General features: G+C 59.4%; 22 protein-coding genes, 3 tRNA genes, 3 rRNA genes and 2 pseudogenes. 20 read left to right on the top strand and 10 right to left on the bottom strand.

Annotated features, from left to right (window positions below; translation table 11 throughout):
* Window positions 1–4: 4 nt before the first annotated feature.
* Complete coding sequence (locus OMK73_RS19280) at window positions 5–304, bottom strand: hypothetical protein (RefSeq protein ID WP_267603532.1); 300 nt, start codon at window positions 302–304, stop codon at window positions 5–7.
* Window positions 305–1,038: 734 nt separating this feature from the next.
* Here OMK73_RS19280 and OMK73_RS19275 point away from each other — a divergent pair.
* The 7 genes from OMK73_RS19275 to OMK73_RS19245 all read left to right on the top strand — a co-directional run bounded on the left by OMK73_RS19275 (window position 1,039) and on the right by OMK73_RS19245 (window position 7,942).
* The gene (locus OMK73_RS19275) at window positions 1,039–1,362 is read left to right on the top strand and encodes a hypothetical protein (protein ID WP_267603531.1); all 324 of its coding nucleotides are present in this window, start codon (window positions 1,039–1,041) and stop codon (window positions 1,360–1,362) included.
* Window positions 1,363–1,527: 165 nt separating this feature from the next.
* Window positions 1,528–3,058: ribosomal RNA gene (locus OMK73_RS19270) — 16S ribosomal RNA — on the top strand.
* A 61-nt stretch (window positions 3,059–3,119) separates the two neighbouring features.
* Window positions 3,120–3,196, top strand: a tRNA-Ile gene (locus OMK73_RS19265).
* Between the two features lie 60 nt (window positions 3,197–3,256).
* Window positions 3,257–3,332, top strand: a tRNA-Ala gene (locus OMK73_RS19260).
* A gap of 305 nt (window positions 3,333–3,637) precedes the next feature.
* Window positions 3,638–6,515: ribosomal RNA gene (locus OMK73_RS19255) — 23S ribosomal RNA — on the top strand.
* Between the two features lie 135 nt (window positions 6,516–6,650).
* Window positions 6,651–6,763: ribosomal RNA gene (rrf, locus tag OMK73_RS19250) — 5S ribosomal RNA — on the top strand.
* Together the 16S, 23S and 5S rRNA genes with 2 tRNA genes alongside form the textbook arrangement of a ribosomal RNA operon.
* Window positions 6,764–6,904: 141 nt before the next feature.
* Window positions 6,905–7,942, top strand: a complete 1,038-nt coding sequence (locus OMK73_RS19245) for an IS630 family transposase (protein ID WP_267601124.1) — start codon at window positions 6,905–6,907, stop codon at window positions 7,940–7,942.
* A 10-nt stretch (window positions 7,943–7,952) separates the two neighbouring features.
* Here the strand turns inward: OMK73_RS19245 and OMK73_RS19240 are convergent, their stop codons facing one another.
* Window positions 7,953–8,894: a DUF808 domain-containing protein gene (locus tag OMK73_RS19240; RefSeq protein ID WP_267603530.1), complete on the bottom strand. Its 942-nt coding sequence runs from the start codon at window positions 8,892–8,894 to the stop codon at window positions 7,953–7,955.
* A 362-nt stretch (window positions 8,895–9,256) separates the two neighbouring features.
* Here OMK73_RS19240 and OMK73_RS19235 point away from each other — a divergent pair.
* From OMK73_RS19235 to OMK73_RS19225, 3 genes and pseudogenes are all read left to right on the top strand, one after another.
* Window positions 9,257–9,861 (top strand): annotated as a pseudogene (locus OMK73_RS19235) (class I SAM-dependent methyltransferase).
* Between the two features lie 66 nt (window positions 9,862–9,927).
* On the top strand, window positions 9,928–10,206 hold the full coding sequence (locus tag OMK73_RS19230) for a hypothetical protein (protein WP_267603529.1): 279 nt from the start codon (window positions 9,928–9,930) through the stop codon (window positions 10,204–10,206).
* Window positions 10,207–10,520: 314 nt separating this feature from the next.
* The gene (locus tag OMK73_RS19225; RefSeq protein ID WP_267603528.1) at window positions 10,521–10,868 is read left to right on the top strand and encodes a hypothetical protein; all 348 of its coding nucleotides are present in this window, start codon (window positions 10,521–10,523) and stop codon (window positions 10,866–10,868) included.
* Here OMK73_RS19225 and OMK73_RS19220 read toward each other — a convergent pair.
* On the bottom strand, window positions 10,824–11,102 hold the full coding sequence (locus OMK73_RS19220) for a hypothetical protein (RefSeq protein WP_267603527.1): 279 nt from the start codon (window positions 11,100–11,102) through the stop codon (window positions 10,824–10,826). The genes OMK73_RS19225 and OMK73_RS19220 overlap by 45 nt on opposite strands.
* Before the next feature lie 144 nt (window positions 11,103–11,246).
* On the opposite strand from OMK73_RS19220, the gene OMK73_RS19215 reads away from it, so the two are divergent.
* The gene (locus tag OMK73_RS19215; RefSeq protein ID WP_267603526.1) at window positions 11,247–11,714 is read left to right on the top strand and encodes a hypothetical protein; all 468 of its coding nucleotides are present in this window, start codon (window positions 11,247–11,249) and stop codon (window positions 11,712–11,714) included.
* 78 nt (window positions 11,715–11,792) lie between these two features.
* Window positions 11,793–12,209, top strand: a complete 417-nt coding sequence (locus OMK73_RS19210) for a hypothetical protein (RefSeq protein ID WP_267603525.1) — start codon at window positions 11,793–11,795, stop codon at window positions 12,207–12,209.
* Here the strand turns inward: OMK73_RS19210 and OMK73_RS19205 are convergent.
* The 5 genes and pseudogenes from OMK73_RS19205 to lexA all read right to left on the bottom strand — a co-directional run bounded on the left by OMK73_RS19205 (window position 12,185) and on the right by lexA (window position 14,548).
* Window positions 12,185–12,502, bottom strand: coding sequence for a hypothetical protein (locus OMK73_RS19205; RefSeq protein WP_267603524.1), 318 nt, complete (start codon window positions 12,500–12,502; stop codon window positions 12,185–12,187). The genes OMK73_RS19210 and OMK73_RS19205 overlap by 25 nt on opposite strands.
* Before the next feature lie 341 nt (window positions 12,503–12,843).
* Complete coding sequence (locus tag OMK73_RS19200; RefSeq protein ID WP_267603523.1) at window positions 12,844–13,206, bottom strand: hypothetical protein; 363 nt, start codon at window positions 13,204–13,206, stop codon at window positions 12,844–12,846.
* 227 nt (window positions 13,207–13,433) lie between these two features.
* Window positions 13,434–13,509: transfer RNA gene (locus OMK73_RS19195), tRNA-His, on the bottom strand.
* A 104-nt stretch (window positions 13,510–13,613) separates the two neighbouring features.
* Window positions 13,614–13,784 carry a hypothetical protein gene (locus OMK73_RS19190; protein ID WP_267603522.1) on the bottom strand — a complete coding sequence of 57 codons (171 nt, stop codon included), beginning with the start codon at window positions 13,782–13,784 and terminating at the stop codon, window positions 13,614–13,616.
* A 108-nt stretch (window positions 13,785–13,892) separates the two neighbouring features.
* Window positions 13,893–14,548: pseudogene (gene lexA, locus OMK73_RS19185) on the bottom strand (transcriptional repressor LexA).
* A 226-nt stretch (window positions 14,549–14,774) separates the two neighbouring features.
* Here lexA and OMK73_RS19180 point away from each other — a divergent pair.
* The 8 genes from OMK73_RS19180 (at window position 14,775) to OMK73_RS19145 (ending at window position 20,913) form a co-directional block, all read left to right on the top strand.
* The gene (locus tag OMK73_RS19180; RefSeq protein WP_267603521.1) at window positions 14,775–15,773 is read left to right on the top strand and encodes an asparaginase; all 999 of its coding nucleotides are present in this window, start codon (window positions 14,775–14,777) and stop codon (window positions 15,771–15,773) included.
* 101 nt (window positions 15,774–15,874) lie between these two features.
* Window positions 15,875–16,249 (top strand): 30S ribosomal protein S6, encoded by a 375-nt coding sequence (gene rpsF, locus OMK73_RS19175; RefSeq protein WP_006163598.1) that lies wholly within the window; start codon window positions 15,875–15,877, stop codon window positions 16,247–16,249.
* Window positions 16,250–16,323: 74 nt separating this feature from the next.
* Window positions 16,324–16,623 (top strand): primosomal replication protein N, encoded by a 300-nt coding sequence (gene priB / locus OMK73_RS19170; protein WP_017228959.1) that lies wholly within the window; start codon window positions 16,324–16,326, stop codon window positions 16,621–16,623.
* A gap of 3 nt (window positions 16,624–16,626) precedes the next feature.
* Window positions 16,627–16,905, top strand: a complete 279-nt coding sequence (gene rpsR, locus OMK73_RS19165) for a 30S ribosomal protein S18 (protein WP_006163606.1) — start codon at window positions 16,627–16,629, stop codon at window positions 16,903–16,905.
* Window positions 16,906–16,936: 31 nt separating this feature from the next.
* Window positions 16,937–17,389, top strand: coding sequence for a 50S ribosomal protein L9 (gene rplI / locus OMK73_RS19160; RefSeq protein WP_043347244.1), 453 nt, complete (start codon window positions 16,937–16,939; stop codon window positions 17,387–17,389).
* 264 nt (window positions 17,390–17,653) lie between these two features.
* Entirely contained in the window at window positions 17,654–19,045 is a 1,392-nt protein-coding gene (locus tag OMK73_RS19155) for a replicative DNA helicase (protein WP_267603520.1), read from the top strand.
* Between the two features lie 217 nt (window positions 19,046–19,262).
* A complete protein-coding gene (locus OMK73_RS19150; RefSeq protein ID WP_267603519.1) occupies window positions 19,263–19,889 on the top strand; it encodes a DUF47 domain-containing protein in 627 nt (208 codons plus the stop codon).
* A 13-nt stretch (window positions 19,890–19,902) separates the two neighbouring features.
* Window positions 19,903–20,913 (top strand): inorganic phosphate transporter, encoded by a 1,011-nt coding sequence (locus tag OMK73_RS19145; protein ID WP_267603518.1) that lies wholly within the window; start codon window positions 19,903–19,905, stop codon window positions 20,911–20,913.
* Window positions 20,914–21,003: 90 nt separating this feature from the next.
* Here the strand turns inward: OMK73_RS19145 and OMK73_RS19140 are convergent, their stop codons facing one another.
* Entirely contained in the window at window positions 21,004–21,687 is a 684-nt protein-coding gene (locus OMK73_RS19140; protein ID WP_267603517.1) for a C40 family peptidase, read from the bottom strand.
* Between the two features lie 75 nt (window positions 21,688–21,762).
* A complete protein-coding gene (locus tag OMK73_RS19135; RefSeq protein ID WP_267603516.1) occupies window positions 21,763–22,185 on the bottom strand; it encodes a hypothetical protein in 423 nt (140 codons plus the stop codon).
* Between the last annotated feature and the right edge of the window lie 50 nt (window positions 22,186–22,235).

Genomic DNA, 22,235 nt, shown 5'->3' with positions numbered 1-22,235 from the left:
TAGCTCATCCGATGACAAAATGGTGCAGCAGCAGCGTCGCAATGGCCGGGCAGGCGAGGACCAGTCCGCCCAGTGCAGGGAATCGATGTGACCACATGCCGATCAAGGCGGGGATTGCGGCAATCGGGCCAAGGATATGCATCAGCAAGGAAAGCAGGGTATCGGTATGGCCGGCGTTCGCAGCATGCGACGCTTCATTTCCGCCCTGGGGGCCAAAGAGCCCGTACGCACTCCCGAACAGGAGAGCGACCAGGCAAAGCGTGGCGGCTAGCTTGAGGGTGAGTTTGGCACTGAAGGACCGCATCGTTGTTCTTTCCACTTCGATTGTGAGCCCTATGGTGGGCCGGGTAGGGCGCTTGGCACATGCCAAGGATGCCTGTGAAAATAGCGCAAACTGCACCCAAACCAGCTGAGACTTTTCTAAGTCAGAATTAAGTCGAGTCGAGGCGGCTGGCAGAGCACATGGTGGTGTATGCAATTGCTTGCGGTTTGCGGTTTGCGGTTTGCGGTTTGCGGTTTGCGGGGTCAGGGCCAGTCGGTACTGCGCTGGATGTCCGGGGCCGAGCGTGGCAAGCCGGCCGTCGCCTAGAAGGCTGCGGAGGCACCAAAGGTCCGTGCGCGGGCAAGGCACTCGTCGCGGCAAGTGACTCGTGGTGTGCGCTTTGTTCTCCCTTCGCCGTGATCTAGCATGGAAGCGTCAGATCTTCCTGGCACGGGATTGAGGAGATGGCGATGGGAAAGTGTGATCTGGATGGGGAGTGCTCCGCAGGGGGTGTGCCACCAAGGGCTTGGCCATTGGCGTGCTTGTGCTGGGTGCCCTGCTGGCACTCGGGTGCCTCTGCTGCTCGGGACTCAATGCCCACCGAAATCGTGAATAGATGGCGTGAGCGAGCCCGCATGGGTCGTGCCACGGGCTTGTGTCACTGCCAGCGCCCGCCTTAAAGGTCGGTGTTTTGCATGCGCTGGAGGCGATGCTCAAGGTGCGCAAGCTCGACATTGTTTTGCCAAAGCAGGCCTACGAGCAGGGATGATCTGTGAATGTTGATCATGATCAGCTTTGTTCTTCTCGAAAAATTCATCCAAGAAAAGGCTTGCCAGGACCGGGGGAGCGTCTTATTATTCGCCCCCTCGCAACACAAAAGACCGCTGCAAAGCAGACGGGACAAGGGTTGCGGGGTTGGCAGGGGGTGGTTGGCGACGCGCATGGCGAAGCGAACCGAAGTAAAAAAACCTGTTGACGAAACGATGATCACGCTTCATAATCTCGTTTCTCTGCTGCAGACAAAAGCAGCGACGCGGCAAGCAAAGCGAGCCGCGGCCAGTTCTTTAACAAACAAACAACCGATAAGTGTGGGCGCTTGATAGCGGATGCGGAAGACCTCGGTCTTTTAGCTTACAAGTTATAAAGTGCTCGCACAGTAAAACATGTTGGTTATGTCTTCGGACGTAGCCAGTCAGTTTTCTGAGAGTGAGCGACCGCTCGAAAGAGCGAGATCCGTCGGGAAACCGAAGGGTCACACAGGTATTAAACTGAAGAGTTTGATCCTGGCTCAGATTGAACGCTGGCGGCATGCCTTACACATGCAAGTCGAACGGCAGCACGGGAGCAATCCTGGTGGCGAGTGGCGAACGGGTGAGTAATACATCGGAACGTGCCCTGTCGTGGGGGATAACTAGTCGAAAGATTAGCTAATACCGCATACGACCTGAGGGTGAAAGCGGGGGACCGCAAGGCCTCGCGCGATAGGAGCGGCCGATGTCTGATTAGCTAGTTGGTGGGGTAAAGGCCCACCAAGGCGACGATCAGTAGCTGGTCTGAGAGGACGATCAGCCACACTGGGACTGAGACACGGCCCAGACTCCTACGGGAGGCAGCAGTGGGGAATTTTGGACAATGGGGGCAACCCTGATCCAGCAATGCCGCGTGTGTGAAGAAGGCCTTCGGGTTGTAAAGCACTTTTGTCCGGAAAGAAATCCCTTGCCCTAATACGGCGGGGGGATGACGGTACCGGAAGAATAAGCACCGGCTAACTACGTGCCAGCAGCCGCGGTAATACGTAGGGTGCGAGCGTTAATCGGAATTACTGGGCGTAAAGCGTGCGCAGGCGGTTTTGTAAGACAGGCGTGAAATCCCCGAGCTCAACTTGGGAATGGCGCTTGTGACTGCAAGGCTAGAGTATGTCAGAGGGGGTAGAATTCCACGTGTAGCAGTGAAATGCGTAGAGATGTGGAGGAATACCGATGGCGAAGGCAGCCCCCTGGGACGTCACTGACGCTCATGCACGAAAGCGTGGGGAGCAAACAGGATTAGATACCCTGGTAGTCCACGCCCTAAACGATGTCAACTAGTTGTTGGGGATTCATTTCTTCAGTAACGTAGCTAACGCGTGAAGTTGACCGCCTGGGGAGTACGGTCGCAAGATTAAAACTCAAAGGAATTGACGGGGACCCGCACAAGCGGTGGATGATGTGGATTAATTCGATGCAACGCGAAAAACCTTACCTACCCTTGACATGCCACTAACGAAGCAGAGATGCATCAGGTGCCCGAAAGGGAAAGTGGACACAGGTGCTGCATGGCTGTCGTCAGCTCGTGTCGTGAGATGTTGGGTTAAGTCCCGCAACGAGCGCAACCCTTGTCTTTAGTTGCTACGCAAGAGCACTCTAGAGAGACTGCCGGTGACAAACCGGAGGAAGGTGGGGATGACGTCAAGTCCTCATGGCCCTTATGGGTAGGGCTTCACACGTCATACAATGGTGCGTACAGAGGGTTGCCAACCCGCGAGGGGGAGCCAATCCCAGAAAACGCATCGTAGTCCGGATCGTAGTCTGCAACTCGACTACGTGAAGCTGGAATCGCTAGTAATCGCGGATCAGCATGCCGCGGTGAATACGTTCCCGGGTCTTGTACACACCGCCCGTCACACCATGGGAGTGGGTTTTGCCAGAAGTAGTTAGCCTAACCGCAAGGAGGGCGATTACCACGGCAGGGTTCATGACTGGGGTGAAGTCGTAACAAGGTAGCCGTATCGGAAGGTGCGGCTGGATCACCTCCTTTCAAGAGCGTGCATCCAACGTCGAGCGTTCACACTTATCGGTTTGTTTGCTGTTACAGCCAAGGGTCTGTAGCTCAGGTGGTTAGAGCACCGTCTTGATAAGGCGGGGGTCGTAGGTTCAAGTCCTACCAGACCCACCAAGTTACGGATGGTGGTTCGACGATGTGAGTCGATGTTGAGCCTCCGGACAGAGAAGTAAAGGGGGATTAGCTCAGCTGGGAGAGCACCTGCTTTGCAAGCAGGGGGTCGTCGGTTCGATCCCGTCATCCTCCACCACTTACTTCAGTAACCTTGGATTGGTCGTCAAAGGCAAGCGCTTAGTCTTGAGCGTTTGCCTTTGGCCTTGGCCAAGACGATGCGGGACCAAGTCTCGCTCGGCTGTTCTTTAACAATATGGGATGTAGTAAAGGTGTCGTGAGCGTTGATGAGACGCTGCAGTAAAACACGATACCGGGTTGTGATTGTATCAACCAAAATGTATTTAAGTGATCGAAAGATGACTTGGAATACGGCACAAATGCGAGAACTCATCCTGTAGCGAGCACGTACTTGGACGCAAGTTTGAGACACACTCGTTATAGGGTCAAGCGAACAAGTGCATGTGGTGGATGCCTTGGCGATCACAGGCGATGAAGGACGCGGTAGCCTGCGAAAAGCTTCGGGGAGCTGGCAAACAAGCTTTGATCCGGAGATGTCCGAATGGGGAAACCCGGCCCGTATGGGTCATCCCTGACTGAATACATAGGTCAGGGAAGCGAACGCGGCGAACTGAAACATCTAAGTAGCTGCAGGAACAGAAATCAACCGAGATTCCCAGAGTAGTGGCGAACGAAATGGGAAGAGCCTTGTACTCTTTAGCAGTGTTGTTAGCAGAACGGGATGGAAAGCCCGGCCATAGCAGGTGATAGCCCTGTATGCGAAAACAGCGTTGTGGAACTAGGTGTACGACAAGTAGGGCGGGACACGTGAAATCCTGTCTGAAGATGGGGGGACCATCCTCCAAGGCTAAATACTCGTGATCGACCGATAGTGAACCAGTACCGTGAGGGAAAGGCGAAAAGAACCCCGGGAGGGGAGTGAAATAGATCCTGAAACCGCATGCATACAAACAGTCGGAGCCTGGAAACGGGTGACGGCGTACCTTTTGTATAATGGGTCAGCGACTTACATTCAGTGGCAAGCTTAACCGATTAGGGAAGGCGTAGCGAAAGCGAGTCCGAATAGGGCGTTCAGTCGCTGGGTGTAGACCCGAAACCAGACGATCTATCCATGGCCAGGTTGAAGGTGCGGTAACACGTACTGGAGGACCGAACCCACTAACGTTGAAAAGTTAGGGGATGAGCTGTGGATAGGGGTGAAAGGCTAAACAAGTCTGGAAATAGCTGGTTCTCTCCGAAAACTATTTAGGTAGTGCCTCGTGTCTCACCTTCGGGGGTAGAGCACTGTCATGGTTGGGGGGTCTATTGCTGATTACCCCGCCATAGCAAACTCCGAATACCGAAGAGTGCAATCACGGGAGACAGACATCGGGTGCTAACGTCCGGTGTCAAGAGGGAAACAACCCAGACCGCCAGCTAAGGTCCCTAAGATTGGCTAAGTGGGAAACGAAGTGGGAAGGCTAAAACAGTCAGGAGGTTGGCTTAGAAGCAGCCATCCTTTAAAGAAAGCGTAATAGCTCACTGATCGAGTCGTCCTGCGCGGAAGATGTAACGGGGCTAAGCCAGTCACCGAAGCTGCGGATGCACGTAAGTGCATGGTAGGAGAGCGTTCTGTAAGCCTGTGAAGGTGTCTTGTAAAGGATGCTGGAGGTATCAGAAGTGCGAATGCTGACATGAGTAGCGATAAAGGGGGTGAAAAGCCCCTCGCCGTAAGCCCAAGGTTTCCTACGCAACGTTCATCGGCGTAGGGTGAGTCGGCCCCTAAGGCGAGGCAGAGATGCGTAGCTGATGGGAAGCAGGTTAATATTCCTGCACCGTCGTATGATGCGATGGGGGGACGGATCGCGGAAGGTTGTCCGGGTGTTGGAAGTCCCGGTCCCTGCATTGGAGAAGGCGCTTAGGCAAATCCGGGCGCGGAATTCAAGGATGTGGGGCGAGCGGCCTAGTGCTGCGAAGCAATTGGAAGTGGTTCCAAGAAAAGCCTCTAAGCTTCAGTCATACGAGACCGTACCGCAAACCGACACAGGTGGGCGAGATGAGTATTCTAAGGCGCTTGAGAGAACTCGGGAGAAGGAACTCGGCAAATTGGTACCGTAACTTCGGGATAAGGTACGCCCTTGTAGCTTGACTGGCCTGCGCCAGGAGGGTGAAGGGGTTGCAATAAAATGGTGGCTGCGACTGTTTAATAAAAACACAGCACTCTGCAAACACGAAAGTGGACGTATAGGGTGTGACGCCTGCCCGGTGCCGGAAGATTAAATGATGGGGTGCAAGCTCTTGATTGAAGTCCCGGTAAACGGCGGCCGTAACTATAACGGTCCTAAGGTAGCGAAATTCCTTGTCGGGTAAGTTCCGACCTGCACGAATGGCGTAACGATGGCCACACTGTCTCCTCCCGAGACTCAGCGAAGTTGAAGTGTTTGTGATGATGCAATCTCCCCGCGGCTAGACGGAAAGACCCCATGAACCTTTACTGTAGCTTTGCATTGGACTTTGAACCGATCTGTGTAGGATAGGTGGGAGGCTTTGAAGCGTGGACGCTAGTCTGCGTGGAGCCGTCCTTGAAATACCACCCTGGTTTGTTTGAGGTTCTAACCTTGGTCCGTGAATCCGGATCGGGGACAGTGCATGGTAGGCAGTTTGACTGGGGCGGTCTCCTCCCAAAGTGTAACGGAGGAGTTCGAAGGTACGCTTGGTACGGTCGGACATCGTACCTAAAGTGCAATGGCAAAAGCGTGCTTAACTGCGAGACCGACAAGTCGAGCAGGTGCGAAAGCAGGACATAGTGATCCGGTGGTTCTGAATGGAAGGGCCATCGCTCAACGGATAAAAGGTACTCTGGGGATAACAGGCTGATACCGCCCAAGAGTTCATATCGACGGCGGTGTTTGGCACCTCGATGTCGGCTCATCTCATCCTGGGGCTGTAGCCGGTCCCAAGGGTATGGCTGTTCGCCATTTAAAGAGGTACGTGAGCTGGGTTTAAAACGTCGTGAGACAGTTTGGTCCCTATCTGCCGTGGGCGTTGGAATCTTGACGGGGGCTGCTCCTAGTACGAGAGGACCGGAGTGGACGTACCGCTGGTGTACCTGTTGTCTCGCCAGAGGCATCGCAGGGTAGCTATGTACGGAAGAGATAACCGCTGAAAGCATCTAAGCGGGAAACTCGCCTGAAGATGAGGATTCCCTGGAGCCTTGAGCTCCTTGAAGGGTCGTTCGAGACCAGGACGTTGATAGGCTGGGTGTGGAAGCGCAGTAATGCGTTAAGCTAACCAGTACTAATTGCCCGTAAGGCTTGATCCTATAACCAGTGTGTTTCTCCTGGTTGAGTATCGCGTGCCGCTGCGACAGCCACACAGCAGCTTGGCCGATACCTCGCAACCTACTACTACATCCCTATTCGCTGCGTTGACCAAGTCAACGCGGCCACCGTTTATGCCTGGTGACCATAGCGAGTTGGAACCACCCCTTCCCATCCCGAACAGGACCGTGAAACGACTCCACGCCGATGATAGTGCGGATACCCGTGTGAAAGTAGGTAATCGCCAGGCTCTCCTTGAAACCCCCAGTACGAAAGTACTGGGGGTTTTGCTTTTGCGGCAGCGGTTTCGAACGCAAGAACGAAACTAAACATGACGACATAAGTATTGCAGCATGTATGATTGCGTGGTTACTCTAATGGAGAGGCAGCCATGCGCAGACTCGAGATTGCAGACGCACAGATCATGCAGTTGGCGATTCGACAGGAGATCGAGCGAAGCGAGGAGTCGCGGTATGACCACCGCCTGCACGGGGTGCTGCTGGTCAGCATCGGTTACTCGTGCACTGAAGTGGGCCAGATGTTCGGTCAAGCGGCCACGACAGTTCAGCGATGGGTCCGACGTTTCGAGCGGGGCGGTTTCGACGGATTGCGGGAAGGTGAACGGCCCGGTCGCCCGCGTGCGTTGAATGACTCGCAATGGCGTCGCATCGAGGCGGATCTGCGCAAGACACCACGCGACTTCGGATTTGAAGCGGGCCTGTGGGATGGGCCCGTTCTATCGGAGCACTTGCGTCAGCGCTATGGCATCAAGCTGGGCGTGCGGCAGTGCCAGAGGCTGTTTCGCCAGATGGGTTTCCGGCTGCGCAAGCCGCGCCCGCAGGTCGCCCAGTCTGATCCTGTTCGCGTTGCGGCGGTAAAAAAACTGCGGCGACTGGCAAAGCGCGACGACATTGAGTTATGGAGCCTGGACGAATGCCATTTCCAGCAACACGGATCGCGCTGTCGCATGTGGGTGGCCCCGGAAATCCGCGATCCGGTGTTGATGCATGCGCCGACGCGAAAGTCGGTGGCATGTTTTGGCGCCGTCAGTCTGAGCACGGGTCGCTTCATCTGGCAGGTATGCCCTGTCTTCAACGCAGAAACGTTTGCATCCTTTCTTCGCCAACTACTGCGCCATCGACGTCGCGGCAAGCGCATCGTCGTGGTCCTGGACAACGCCAAGTACCACCATGCCGTTCTGCTCAAACCGTTACTGCACAAATACAGGCGGCACATGACGTTGTTGTTCCTGCCACCATACAGCCCGCAACTGGCGCCTATCGAACGCGTATGGAAACTGACACGGCGCCTGGGGTTACATAACCGGTACTTCGCCACCCTCGTAGAAGTTCTCTCGGCAGTCGACGCCTGCTTCCAGCAATGGAAGAGACCAAACGAGGTACTACGACGACTATGCTGCATTATTTAAGACGTTGTGTTTAGTTTGTCGATGGCCGTAGGGCTCGCATTCCAAGTTTCGCAACGGCGACTACAGCCGTGACCAGTGCACCTGCTGCGATGCCTGTCAGTGCATTGATCAATACAGGACCCAGCATTCCCAGGCCTGCACCGAGCACGGGTACTCCTGCCAGCATTTCAGTTGCGGGCTCTGCTAGATGATGCGCAGCAGGAATACCGTGCACCAGAATCCCGCCGCCTACCAGGAACATCGCCGCGGTCCCGATCACAGATAGCGCGCGCATCAGCCAAGGCGCCAGGCGCAGGATGCCGCGGCCAATGGCCCGCGCGCCAGCAGAGGCCTTCTGGCTAAGGTACAGGCCGGCATCGTCCAGCTTGACGATACCCGCCACCAGGCCATAGACGCCCACCGTCATGAGCAAGGAAATGGTCGTCAGCACGGCCACCTGCGTGCCGAATGTTGCGCCGGATACTGTCCCGAGCGAGATGACGATGATCTCCGCCGACAGGATGAAATCAGTGCGCACCGCCCCACGAATCTTGGCTTTCTCGTAGGCAGCCATATCCGTCTCGGGATTTGCTGCCTGGGGCGTTCCGGAATCGGGTTTCCCCTCTGCGGAATCGCTATGGAGGAAGCTGTGCGCAATCTTCTCGAATCCCTCATAGCAAAGAAAGGCGCCGCCGGCCATTAGCAGTGGCACGATAGCTGATGGCACGGCAGCGCTGATCGCCAGAGCTGCCGGCACCAGAATCACCTTGTTGCGCAAGGATCCCAACGCTACAGCCCACACGACGGGTAATTCTCGATCTGCTTTCACGCCGCTGACCTGCTGCGCATTCAAGGCGAGGTCGTCGCCTAGCACGCCGGCCGTTTTCTTGGCAGCCACTTTACTCATGGTGGCCACATCGTCGAGGATGGAGGTGATGTCGTCGATCAGCAGAAGCAGGCTGGTGCCGGCCATATTGAAGGCTCCCACGTAGACGCAGAGAAAGCGCCCCGTTACACGCAGAGGGCCGCATAGCTCGATACTGTGCCACAGGCCTCGCAAGCGATGCGGGCCATTTCCATTCCGGGATGGTTTCGTCTAGGGAGTCTGGCAACTCAGGATGCGAATCCGAGCCGCCCGGGGCATCCGTAAAAAAGAGACCGCCGGCAGGTTAGCAGGGCGGTCTACGAGAAGTCTCGTCGGGGTCAAGCAACGAGTATCTGAAATATGCCAAAGCGCACGCCTGCTTGCTATCCGCCGTCGATGGGGGCATTTTGATTCTTTTTGCCGAAACCGGGGCACAAGAAAACCTCCATCGGGAGCGAGAGGGGACCTGAATGAGAAAACCAGCAGCAAGTACTTCCGGCTATGGCAAGAACGCAGTCGCATTGGCGCAGCAGTACGAGAGCATCCTGTTCGAGGATGTCCATCGAGACGTACTGCACCTATTCCCACTGGCGCCAAGCAGCATTCTCGACGTCGGCGCCGGGTCTGGCCGCGATGCGGCCGCGCTCGCTCGGCTGGGACATCGGGTTGTGGCCGTTGAACCCACGCGCGAGTTCCGTCGTGAGGGGCAGCGCATTCATGCGGCCTTGCCCATCGAGTGGGTGGACGATGCACTGCCCCACCTATCCAAGATGCGGTCCAGGCGAGAGCATTTTGACCTGATTCTGCTGACTGCCGTATGGATGCATCTTGACGCCGCCGAGCGCCCCGTTGCGATGAAAGCAATCGCAGCGCTGCTAGCGCCGGGCGCCCGCGTCATTATGTCGCTCCGCCACGGGCCGATTCCCCCGGTCGAAGGATGTTCGACGTTTCAGCCGAAGAGACGCTGGAACTTGGCCGAGCGGTTGGCCTGGCCGAAATCTACAGCGGGCTGCGCAAGGATACGCAGGGCCGGGACTCGGTTTCCTGGAGCGTGATTGCATTGCAGATGGGGTAACCGAGCCGCTCGGGGATGCTCGGATTGGTCATGCTAGGATCCTGGCGAGGGATCTGGGAGATGGTCATGGCTCAAAAGTTGTTCCACGAACTGCCAGCGGATGAGCGCGAGAGTTTCGAGTCGGCTTGCGCGTTGCATGGATTTGTACGAGAGGACTTCGATGTGTCCGCGGAGGAGGGCATTGCGCTAACCGGCGGCCCGAGTCGTATTCCGCGCGAAGTCACCGTCGCCCGCGTAATCGGGGGCGAAGTCCGGCGCTATCCTGGCGGAGCCGGGACCTCATGGACGACGGCGTTCGAGCAAGACCTGGAGCGGGATGTCTTTGGCTTTCCCCTTGCCGACTAATTGAGCTAGCATCGCGCGGGGATGCGTCTCGATGGCGTCGGGTGCCAATAGGCGGCTATTCACTCGCGGCGATTCTTTGATATCTGCGCGCCGATTCGCTGAACTGCCTCCGCTGCCCGTTGAGCTTCAGCAGGATCCTTTTGCAATAGCGCGCGCTCCGACCACGCCATGTTTCCAGTGTATTGCTGCCTGACAGAGGGCACATGATGCTTGAAGTCAATCGAATCGACTTATCGGTGGGTGCATGTTTTGCACTACCCTTTAGGGGGGCCATTCAGTATTGACGGGCTGCAACGCACTCCGATCATCCTCCCATGAGATCCCGATCGGCATCACCCAGATGGAGTCGTTTCTATATCCTGGATGCGAAGAATCGGCCTGTCCAGGTGTTGGACCGGGGCGAATGGTCGCGCTGGATGGCTGAAAACGAACTGATCTTCCGCCGCACGCTGATGGAAGACTCCGGCGTCGTGGTCACTACCCGCTTCCGCGGGGTGTCCGAGCGAGCACCTAGGGACACACCGCTGTTCGTGACTCGTGTTGTTGGGAAGGTGGTGGAAGAAAACGAGAGCTATGGAGCCTGCACGCTTGATGAGGCGCTGGAGCAACATGAACAGCTAGTGCAGAAACTCATTCGCGCATTGCGCGCCGCTGATCGGTAGGATCTGCCCGGCCTTGCGCTTGCCGACGGGCACCATGGGTTGCGCCCATATCTGAACCCTCCGAAAATCCACCACCCACAGGGTCGCTGCCCACGCGCAGGACCCGTTGATCTCGTTCCAGAGGAGCTGGCAGCGCTTCGCGTGCGTGTCGCATTTCGTGCAGTGGGTGTCGGGCATCATGCCGAGACGCGGGCCGATGGCGTTATAGAGTCGCGTGCCGCCCAGCGCGGGCATGTACGCCAATCGTGCTCTTCATGCTCTGCATCCAGCGGCTCTACACCACCTCGATCCGGGGATCTGCATTCCCCCATAAAGGGCTATTGCAGACACCGCCAGCACGTCGGAGACTGGACACCACTTCACTCTCATGAAGGCGACATGGAAGCCACAAAAGAGCAGCGCGACGCCGCCAGGAAAAATGCCATGCGCGCCGAGATGCTTCGCGCGCAGGCGAGGCGGTTCATGAAGTTCGTGGGCGAATGTCTTGCCCAAGAGGGGTTCTTGGCCCGCGCCGCGGTGGAAGGCCCAGCGTTACCGGGTGACGAGAGAGAGAGTTTCCAGCTCAATACTAGCTTCGGTCGCGTTTATGCTCAGTTCGGCTTTGCGAAGTGGGATGGACACCTCGTGGGGCGGTACCAATTTTCGCGCTTCGTTCTAGGCGCAGATGAAATGATGCGGCTGGTTCCGTTCCACGTGATCCTGATCGAGGATCAGGGGAACGCAACCTTTGCCGAGGATGGTTTCTTCGAGTGGAAGATCCCGGATAGTCCGGACAGCAATTACGGTCCGGCGCTCGTCGGCTGTTTGCTCCACGGATTCCAAGAGTCGCTTCCACAGATAAAGTGACCGCAGTAGAACCGATACGGCCAGATTCGCCCGGCGCCAATCTCCACGAATTGGGCTTTTCCTAGATCCATCTGCTCGATGGCGCTGGGCATCGGCGTGCAAGTTGCGCGCCGTCGCCAGCAGTTCATCCAGGCCGCATACGCGCCGCGGCAATTCCTTGGTGACCTTGCGCTGCAGGAAGTAATGGATGTTGTCCCCGAACGGGGTCATCGACAACGCGCGGAATATTCGCGCTTTAGTTTGCCAGTGCATTGGCCCCCTTGTACTTTTTATAAATACAAATGCTGGCTTGGTGGCTTGGTGGCTTGGTTGCGCCTCAGAATTGAGCAGCAACGCAATTTAGAGGCGTTGCCCGCACGTGCATTGCTTCCGCTGGTCGGCTGTGCCGCCGCGCCGCAGGTGATCGAGAGGCCGGAGGAGGTGAGGGTGCCAGTGGCCGTGCCGTGTGCGCACCGGCCCGCATACTTGCCTCACTTGGTGCGAGGCGTTGCGTAGGGCGTAACGAGTTCAAAGCAATCAAAAAGCGCTGCAGACTTTTTTGCCTTGAAATCAATGGCATGAACCTCGATGCATTTGTACGCGCTTTCGCCCCTTTGAAGGTAGAACGTTTCAGTTGATACCCCATTTGGAGACGAGTCGCTCGTAACCGCGGCAATGCCGTAACCACGCCCAACAAGCTCAGATAGCGACAACCCAACGCGCTGCCATTGGCTGTCAGGCGCTTGAACTGCTTGAGCGGATAGCGCGACTGTAGCGAGGAAAAAGGAAGCGATACGGAGGGTTTTCATTGTGAAGTCACAATTGATTCCGCCGGGGATGCGGTCGTGGCGCCTTGCGTCGTGCCGAAAGCGGCGCCGCCTCAGTCGCCATCATATCCGCTGGAAACGGCAGACTCAAATCTGAGGGACCCCCGGCGTGACGAGCGCGCGGCGGCATACTGAGCTCCGGTGGGGCTCCTGCATCCGTGTAGGCGCGGCCGCCGCCGGCCGCCAGGGGGCGGCGTCCCGCAGGCCTTCCAGGACAGGTTGTACCGCAAAGAAAAGTGCCGCGATCCGGGAGGAGAGTCGCGGCACTGCCGTGTCGCCGGGCAGGAACTGCGTTTCCAGGAAGATTGAGCCAGCCTGGTAGGTCACACGGGGCATGCCATCTCCTCGCGGATGCCGTAGTGGCGCTCGCCGCGGGTGCGCAGGCAAATCGAGCGAGGACCGACGAACTGGATGCTGTAGGCGAGTTGGAAGCTCAGCCGAGTGCCCCGGTAATCGAACGCCAGGCGGTCGATTGTCCATGGCAGCGCCATGATTGCTGCGGTATCGACCCCCGTCAGGGTAAGGGTGGCGCCGGCTGCCTGGGCGGCAGCCTCAACCTCAGGGTTCCAGGTGTCGGCTGTGAGCAGCGGATCTTCTATGGTCAGGTGGAGGCAGCGGATGGCCAAACGCGCAGCCCCATGGGATTGGCTGTAGAGGTAGACGGTACCGGGGGCGCAGGCGAACATGTCTCTCTCACTTATACTGTATGGATATACAGTATAAGAGCCGCCTGACTGGGAATGCCGAAAGTTGAGTTAACTGTATGGATATACAGTATCAAACTTCGATGCCAGGCCCCAAAAGCAAAAAGCCCACCGAAGGGGTGGGCTTTTCAAGTTCCAAACTTTGGAAGTTCTCATTCCAAAATTCACATTAAGTTAGCGGGCACATACCTGCTAACTCATTTAATTCTTGGGGTGGCTGATGGGACTCGAACCCACGACGACAGGAATCACAATCCTGGACTCTACCAACTGAGCTACAGCCACCGTCGATGTCGTTCAGCTAAGTGCCGAACAACGAAGAACAAGATCATACAATGCCAAAAGCCGGATGGCTAGTACTCTGCACAAATTTTTTCTGTGCCGCCTGCTTAAACGCCGAGCTTGGAGGAATCCTCCAGCTCAAGCATTCGGCAGATCGCGGCCATGCTGCCGACCATGGTGCGTCGTTGTGCGCCCTGGTAGATGCGAACGCCTTTGGATTGGCGGAAGGGCACGGGCTTGACGGGGCGGCGGGCGGAGAGGCGGTTGGCTGGCAGCATGGCTACACCTGGTGACTTGCAACAACAGTTAGCGGTACCCGCTACGCGGGCGCGTTGGCACAATCGGGTGTCGGCTTGATCGGGGTTCGCCCGCCTCAGCCGCACTCGTCAGAAGGCGCCGGGGCGGATCAGGCCGACGGCGATGCCTTCCAGTGAGAACTCTTCGCGGCCGGCTTGCACGATGATGCTGGGGAAGTCGGGGTTCTCGGCGATCAGCTCGATGGTGTCGCCGCGGCGGTTTAGGCGCTTCACGGTGACGTCGTCGCCCAGGCGGGCGACGACGATCTTGCCGTTGGTGGCTTCGCTGGCGCGTTTGACGGCAAGCAGGTCGCCGTCGAGGATGCCGGCGTCGCGCATGCTGAGGCCACGCACCCGGAGGAGGTAATCTGGCTGCACGTCGAAGACCGAGGCGTCGATCTGGTATTGGCGGTCGATGTGTTCGGCGGCGAGGATCGGGCTGCCGGCTGCGACGCGCCCGACCAGCGGCAGCGTCAGCTGCATTACGCCGGCCATGGGCAGGGAGAACTGGTCGGGTAGCTCGGAGTCGCTGCGCGAGACCTTGAGGCGGATGCCGCGCGAGGCGCCGGGGTGAGCTCGATCACGCCTTTGCGGGCCAGGGCACGTAAGTGTTCCTCGGCTGCGTTGGGTGAGGAGAAGCCGAACTTGGCGGCGATCTCGGCGCGCGTGGGCGGGAAGCCCGTGTGCTGGAGGCTGCTGCGGATCAAGTCGAAAATCTGCTGCTGTCGCGGTGTCAGGGTCGCCATGGTCGCCGGTGTTTGAAAGCACTGTATGTTTAAACAGTATGCTGTGATTTTATACAGTATCGAGTGAAGTGCAAGCGGAATTTTGGGAGTTTGCGCATTGACAGGTGCGTCCCACGGGTCCTGGCGCGTGCCGTGACGAGTGGGTGGAGGGTTACAATCCGCGGCACCCGAAGCGTCTTGCGTTGTGCGCTGTTCAACCTTCCTGGCTCTCGACCACTTTCCCGCCATGTCTCTCCTGCCTCGTGTTGTCGTGCTCGCTACCGGCGGCACCATTGCCGGTTCTTCTTCCAATCCAGCCAGCAGCGCGAAGTACCAGGCGGCCACGGTGCCGGTGACTGCGCTGCTCGATGCGGTGCCGGCGCTGGGCGCGGTGGCGCGGGTCGAGGCGGAGCAGGTGGCTCAGGTAGATAGCAAAGACATGTCGTTCGCGCTGTGGTCCAGGCTGGTGGAGCGCGTGGCTTTCTGGTCCGCGCAGCCCGATGTCTCGGGCATTGTCATTACGCACGGCACCGATACCCTGGAAGAAACGGCCATGCTGCTGCACCTGGCTTGCGTGGGCACGGTGCCGGTGGTGCTGACGGCTGCCATGCGGCCTTCGACCTCGTTGTCGGCGGATGGCCCGTTGAACCTGCTGGATGCGGTGCGCGTGGCAGCTGACGCTGATGCGGCGGGCAAGGGCGTGCTGCTGGTGATCAACCAGGAGATTCATGCGGGGCGCGATGTGGTGAAGGCGCACACGTCGGCGGTGAATGCTTTTGTGTCGCCGGTGTCCGGGCCAATTGGTTTTGTGCAGGACAATCTGGTGCGCTTCGCGCGCACCGCTAGCCGCTTGCCGGCCAAGGCCTGGCCGGTGCCTTCCGTGTGGCCGCAGGTCGAGATCCTGGCTAGTTATGCGGAGCCGGGTCGGATCGTGGTGGATGCCTTGGCGCAGGCGGGCGTGTCGGGCCTGGTGGTGGCGGCTGCCGGCAATGGTTCGGTCCACCAGTCGCTGGTGGAGGCGTTGGTCGATGCGGCCGGCGCGGGGGTGGCGGTCGTGCGCAGTTCGCGTACAGGGGCAGGGCATGTGGCGATTCCTGCGCCTCCCCGGCCGGCGTCGGGTGCCTTTGTTTCTGCCGGCGACCTCAATCCTTATAAGGCGCGCGTGCTGCTGGCCCTGGCTCTGGCTGCGGAGCCAGGACTGGCAAAGGACCCGGCGGCGCTGCAGGCGCTGTTCGCCGAACACTGAGACGGCTTGCTCCCGATGGCAAAAGCACGCTATACTTTAAGGCTATTCAACCTTGCTGCACCGGACATGGCGCTCGGGCAGCTTATCCAAAAGGAGCGTCAATGCGTCATTACGAAATCGTATTTATCGTCCATCCGGACCAGAGCGAACAAGTCCCGGCCATGATCGAGCGTTACAAGACGCTGGTCACGTCCCAGGAAGGCCAGATCCACCGCGTGGAAGACTGGGGTCGCCGTCAGATGGCCTACATGATCCAGAAGCTGGCCAAGGCTCACTACGTTTGCCTGAACATCGAATGCGGCAAGGAAACCCTGGCTGAACTCGAACACGCGTTCAAGTTCAACGATGCAGTGCTGCGCCACCTCATCGTTCAGACCAAGAAGGCTGAAACCGCACCGTCCCCGATGATGAAGGAAGTGCAGCGCGAAGAAGCTCGCAAGGCCGCGCAACAGACCAGCGAAGTCCAGGCCGCCTAAGTGCGGACTGTTGTGGTTGCCGCGGGCGTTGATCGCCGCGGCGGCAAGTGCGGGCATCGGTGCGGGAGAGTGCGTTGAACCAGTTAAGGCTCTGCGCAACGCTCGCGGAACGCGATGCCTTGCGTTACACCCCGGCCGGGGTCCCCGTGGTCAACTGCATCTTGCAGTACGCGGGCGAGACGGTCGAGGCGCAAACGCCCAGGCAGGTGGAGTTCGCCATCGCCGCCATGGGAATCGGTCAGATCGGCCAGCGGCTTGAGCGTACCCCGCTCGGCGCGATGCTCGACTGCGAAGGATTCCTGGCCCGCAAGCACCGCAACAGCAAGGCTCTCGTCTTTCACATCACTGGATGTAAAGCATTCGAAAAGGATTGAATCATGGCATTCGTCAAACGTGACAACAAGAACAAGAAGCGCTTCCAACAGCAAAACCCGCTGTTCAAGCGTAAGCGCTTCTGCCGCTTCACCGTGGCTGGCGTGGAACAGATCGACTACAAGGATCTGGACACCCTGAAGGATTTCATCGGCGACAACGGCAAGATCACGCCGGCCCGCCTGACCGGCACCAAGGCGCACTATCAGCGTCAGCTCGACACGGCCATCAAGCGCGCGCGTTTCCTCGCGCTGATGCCCTACACCGACCTGCACAAGAACTGATCGGCCCTAGGTCCGTTACGGAGAAAACACGATGCAAATTATTCTGCTTGAGAAAGTCATCAATCTGGGCAACCTGGGTGACATCGTTCGCGTGAAGGACGGCTACGCCCGTAACTTCCTGATCCCGAACAAGAAGGCCCGCCGCGCTACCCAGACTGCTATCAGCGAGTTCGAAGTCAAGCGCGCTGAACTGGAAAAGGCAGCCGCCGAAAAGCTGGCCGCCTCGCAAGCCGAAGGCGAAAAGCTGAACGGCCTGACCGTGCAAATCACCCAGAAGTCGGGTGTGGACGGCCGCCTGTTCGGTTCGGTGACCAACGCCGACATCGCTGAAGCCCTGGCTGGCCAAGGCTTCAAGGTCGAGAAGGCGCAAGTGCGTCTGCCGAATGGTCCGCTGAAGGTTGTTGGCGACCACCCGGTCAGCGTCTCGCTGCACACCGACGTGCTGGTCGACGTGACGGTTTCCGTCCTGGGCGAACACGTCTAAGCATCGGCCTTGCTACTGGTTCCCCCTTGCCCTTCGGGGTGGTGGGAGCCGGGTGCCAGTGCCGCTTGCTTGACCAAACAAAAAGGCAGGAGCATCGCGCTCCTGCCTTTTTGTTTGGCCGCGGCCCTTGCTTGCCTCAATGCCTTATTGCCTTGTTGCTATAGGGCGGGGCTGGTTGTCCCGTCGTCACATGCCAGGATGTGCCAACAGCCGGCTGCGAATTCTCCGCCGGCTCGCTGGCGCCGGCCGTTATAATCCCTCCCTATGAACGCGCCTGTCGCAGACCCCCAACTAGACAATCTCAAGGTACCGCCGCATTCCATCGAAGCCGAGCAATCGGTGCTGGGTGGCTTGCTGCTGGACAATGCCGCCTGGGACCGTATCGCCGACTTCCTGTCCGAGGCGGATTTCTATCGCTTCGATCACCGGATGATCTTCCAGAGCATCTCCCGGCTGATCGCCGCCACCAAGCCCGCCGACGTCATCACCGTCTACGAGACGCTGCAAGGCGCGGGCAAGGCGGAAGAGGTGGGCGGCCTGGCCTATCTGAATTCCCTCGCACAGAACACGCCTAGCGCGGCCAATATCCGTCGCTATGCGGAGATCGTGCGCGAGCGCTCGGTGCTGCGCAAGCTGGTGACCGTGGCCGACGATATCGCTACCGCGGCTTTCGCCCCCAAAGGTCGCGAGGTGCGGGAGCTGCTCGACGAGGCGGAATCCAAGGTGTTCGCCATTGCCGAGGAAGGCTCGCGCGGGCAGAAGGGTTTCCAGGAAATCCAGCCGCTGCTGACCCAGGTGGTCGAGCGTATCGACGAGCTGTACCACCGTGACTCCAGCACCGACGTCACCGGCGTGCCTACCGGTTTTATCGACCTGGACCGCATGACCAGCGGCATGCAGGCGGGCGACCTGATCATCGTGGCCGGTCGCCCCTCCATGGGTAAGACCGCTTTCTCGCTGAATATCGGCGAGCACGTGGCGGTGGAGCAGGGCCTGCCGGTGGCGGTGTTCTCGATGGAAATGGCGGGCACGCAGCTGGCCATGCGTATGCTGGGCTCGGTCGGCCGGCTCGACCAGCACCGCCTGCGTACCGGCCGCTTGCTCGACGAAGACTGGCCGCGGCTCACGCACGCCATCCAGCGCATGAACGATGCGCAATTGTTCATCGACGAAACGCCGGCGCTGAGCTCGATGGAGCTGCGCGCCCGTTCGCGCCGGCTGGCGCGCCAGTGCGGCCAGCTCGGACTGATCGTCATCGACTACCTGCAGCTGATGTCGGGCTCGGGCGGCGGCGAAAACCGCGCCACCGAAATCTCGGAAATCTCGCGGTCGCTCAAGGGCCTGGCGAAGGAACTCAACTGCCCGGTGATTGCACTGTCGCAGCTGAACCGGAGCCTGGAGCAGCGCCCGAACAAGCGCCCGGTGATGTCCGACTTGCGTGAATCCGGCGCTATCGAGCAGGATGCCGATGTGATCCTGTTTATTTACCGCGACGAGGTCTACAACCCCGATTCGCAGGACAAGGGCACGTCCGAGATCATCATCGGCAAGCAGCGTAACGGCCCAATTGGTACCGTGCGGCTGACGTTCCTGGGCCAGTTCACCAAGTTCGACAACTTCAGCGGCGGCCCCGCTTTCTTCGACAACGACAACTGAAGCCAGTCCTGGCGCGGCTTGCCGGGCATCGTGGCTCGGTGGCCACAGTCGATCGTGCATGCCGCGTGTCAAAGTCCCCCGGCATCGCCGCACAAACCTGTAAAATGTTGCGTTTTGATGACAGCCGCCTCCGGGCGGCTGTCGTGCAATGCGTACCCGCCTGATTCAGTAACTAGTAACTACCCGCAGCGCCCCGCGCTTCGACAAGGAACATTCCATGTTCGGCCGATTCATGCCCACCGAGGGCAAGTTCTTCGAATACTTCAACCAGCATGCCGATTGCGCGGTGACCGCCGCCCGCGAGCTGGAAGTGCTGGTCAACGACCTGCCCAATGCCGAGGCCCACGCCCGCCGCGTGCAGGCCACGGAAAAGAAAGCCGATCGCATCACGCACGACACGATCGACCTGCTGCACAAGACCTTCATCACGCCGCTGGACCGTGATGAGATCCACAAGCTCATCACCACCATGGACGACATCCTCGACCTGATGGAAGACGTGGCTGAAACCATCTCGCTGTACGACGTGACCAGCCTGACCGACGAGGCGCGCAAGCTGGCCTCCATCTGCGTGCAGTGTTGCGACCAGGTCAAGATCGCGGTCGGCCTGCTCGATGACATGAGCAATGCCGGCGCCATCCTGAAGACGGCGCAGCAGATCGACCAGCTCGAGTCCGAGGCCGATCGCGTGATGCGCGCCGCCATGTCCAAGCTGTTCCGCGACGAAACGGACGTCAAGCGCCTGATCAAGCTGAAGGCGATCTACGAGCAGCTCGAAACCATTACCGACAAGTGCGAGGACGTTGCCAACATTCTCGAAGGCATCGTCCTGGAAAACGCCTGAGGCACAAATCGGAATGCAAACAATACAAATGAGCCTGTGGGTCATCGGCTTGCTGGTGGCTCTCGCCTTGCTGTTCGATTTCATGAACGGCTTTCACGATGCCGCCAATTCGATTGCCACGGTGGTGTCGACGGGCGTGCTCAAGCCGCACCACGCGGTGGCCATGGCGGCCATGTGCAATGTGGTGGCGATTTTTATCTTCCACCTGAAGGTGGCGGCTACGGTGGGGACCGGCACGATCGACGTCAACATCGTCGATCACTACGTGATCTTCGGCGCGCTGATGGGGGCCATTGCCTGGAACCTGATCACCTGGTACTACGGCATTCCCTCGTCGTCCTCGCACGCGCTGATCGGTGGCCTGGTTGGCGCCGCGGTGGCCAAGAGCGGCACCAGCGCACTGGTGGGCGGCGGCCTGCTCAAGACCGTGGCATTTATCGTCATTTCGCCGCTGCTGGGCTTCCTGCTCGGTTCGCTGATGATGGTGATCGTGGCCTGGACGTTCTTCCGTACGCCGCCGTCGCGGGTTGATCGCTGGTTCCGCCGGCTGCAGCTGGTCTCCGCTTCGCTCTACAGCCTGGGCCACGGCGGCAATGACGCGCAGAAGACCATCGGCATTATCTGGATGCTGCTGATCGCGAGCGGCCACGTGGCGCAGGGCGGCGCGGAGCCGCCGATCTGGGTCATCGTTTCCTGCTACGTGGCGATCGGCATGGGCACCATGTTTGGTGGCTGGCGCATTGTGCGTACCATGGGCCAGAAGATCACCAAGCTCAAGCCGGTAGGCGGCTTCTGCGCGGAGACGGGCGGCGCCATCACGCTGTTCATTGCCTCGGCGCTGGGCGTGCCGGTGTCGACCACCCATACCATCACCGGCGCCATCGTCGGCGTGGGCTCGGTGCAGAAGATGTCGGCGGTGCGCTGGGGCGTGGCCGGCAACATCGTCTGGGCCTGGGTGCTGACGATTCCGGCATCCGCGTTCATGGCTGCCATTGCATGGTGGATTGGCAAGCACGTGCTCTGAAGCACGGCAGCTGGATTCCACAAGCAAACAAACAAAAAGCCAGGCGAGATGCCTGGCTTTTTTGTTTGTGGCGAAGGACGGTGACGATCGCTAACGATTGGCGAATGCGGCGATCGGGTCATCGTCCACCGGGGCTTGGGGAGCAACGGAAGGCGGTGGTGGTGCAGCCGGGGCGGCCCGAGGCGGCACCACGGATGCCGGCGTCTGGTCGATCCCCGCCGCGACCCGCCGGGCGCCGTTGTACCGAGAGGCCCAGTACGACTTGGTCATGTCCTCGAGGCGCACCGTGCCGCCGGTGGAGGGCGCATGGACAAAGCGGTTCTGCCCGACATAGATGCCGACATGCGAGTTGGCCCGGCCGGTGGTATTGAAGAAAACCAGGTCGCCCGAGGCCACTTGGCTGCGCTCCAGCGACACGCCGCGCTCGCCCATGGCTTCGGTGGTGCGTGGCAGGTTGACGTTGGCGGCGCGCAGCACGACATAGCGGACCAGGCCGCTGCAGTCGAAGCCCGAGTCTGGCGTATTGCCGCCGTAGCGATAGGGCGTGCCAACCAGCGACATCGCCTGGATGGAGACTTCTTCCAGTCCGGCGCTGGGATCCACCATGGGGGTGCCTGCCGGACGTGGCTGGGCACTATAACGCCCAGGCGGCGTCGAGGCGCAGGCGGCGAGCAGCAATGCTGCCGTGCAAAGCAGGTGCAGGCGGGCACTGAGCAAGGCGCGCGCCTGGCTGGGCACGCGTCTTCCGGTTTGGGCTATCTGGCGCAGAGGCATCCTTCTCGGTCCGGTCCCGGGCCAGGTGCCGTGGCGCGAGGGGAGCAGCCCAGCGAGGGAGCCGCCCCTGGCGCCTTACCAGCGCAGTTGCGCGTTGTAGGTGCCCGTACTCACGTTGACCGACTTGGCCTGTCCCTTATAAGTCGCTTCGATATTGTAGCTGCCTTGCGGGGCCTTGATCAGGCACTTGGGCCCGGACGCGGTAAAGCTGGCCACTTCATGGCCTTCGCGGGTCATCTTGACGGCGACGTCGGCCAGGTACTCGCCGCGCTCGCCCTGGGTGAACAGCAGGCCGATGTTGAAGTTCTTCTGCTGCGCGGCCAGTTGCTGCTGTTCGTCCGCGGCAATGCCCCCGCAGATGTAGCTGACGGGGCCCATGGTGCGGATCACCATTTCGTCGGCGGCGAGCGCGGGGCCCGCGAGCAGCGAGAAGACGGCAATCGCGACGCTGCCGGCCAGCGCGAGCCGCAGCGGTGTGTGGTGCAGGTGGTTGTCCATCAATGTCTCCATCGATCCAACAAGCCGGGAGGGGCAAAAAAACGCCCGCC

The organism is Cupriavidus sp. D39 (assembly GCF_026627925.1).
Lineage (GTDB): Bacteria > Pseudomonadota > Gammaproteobacteria > Burkholderiales > Burkholderiaceae > Cupriavidus > Cupriavidus ulmosensis.
This window is presented reverse-complemented; position numbering and strand designations above follow the sequence as displayed.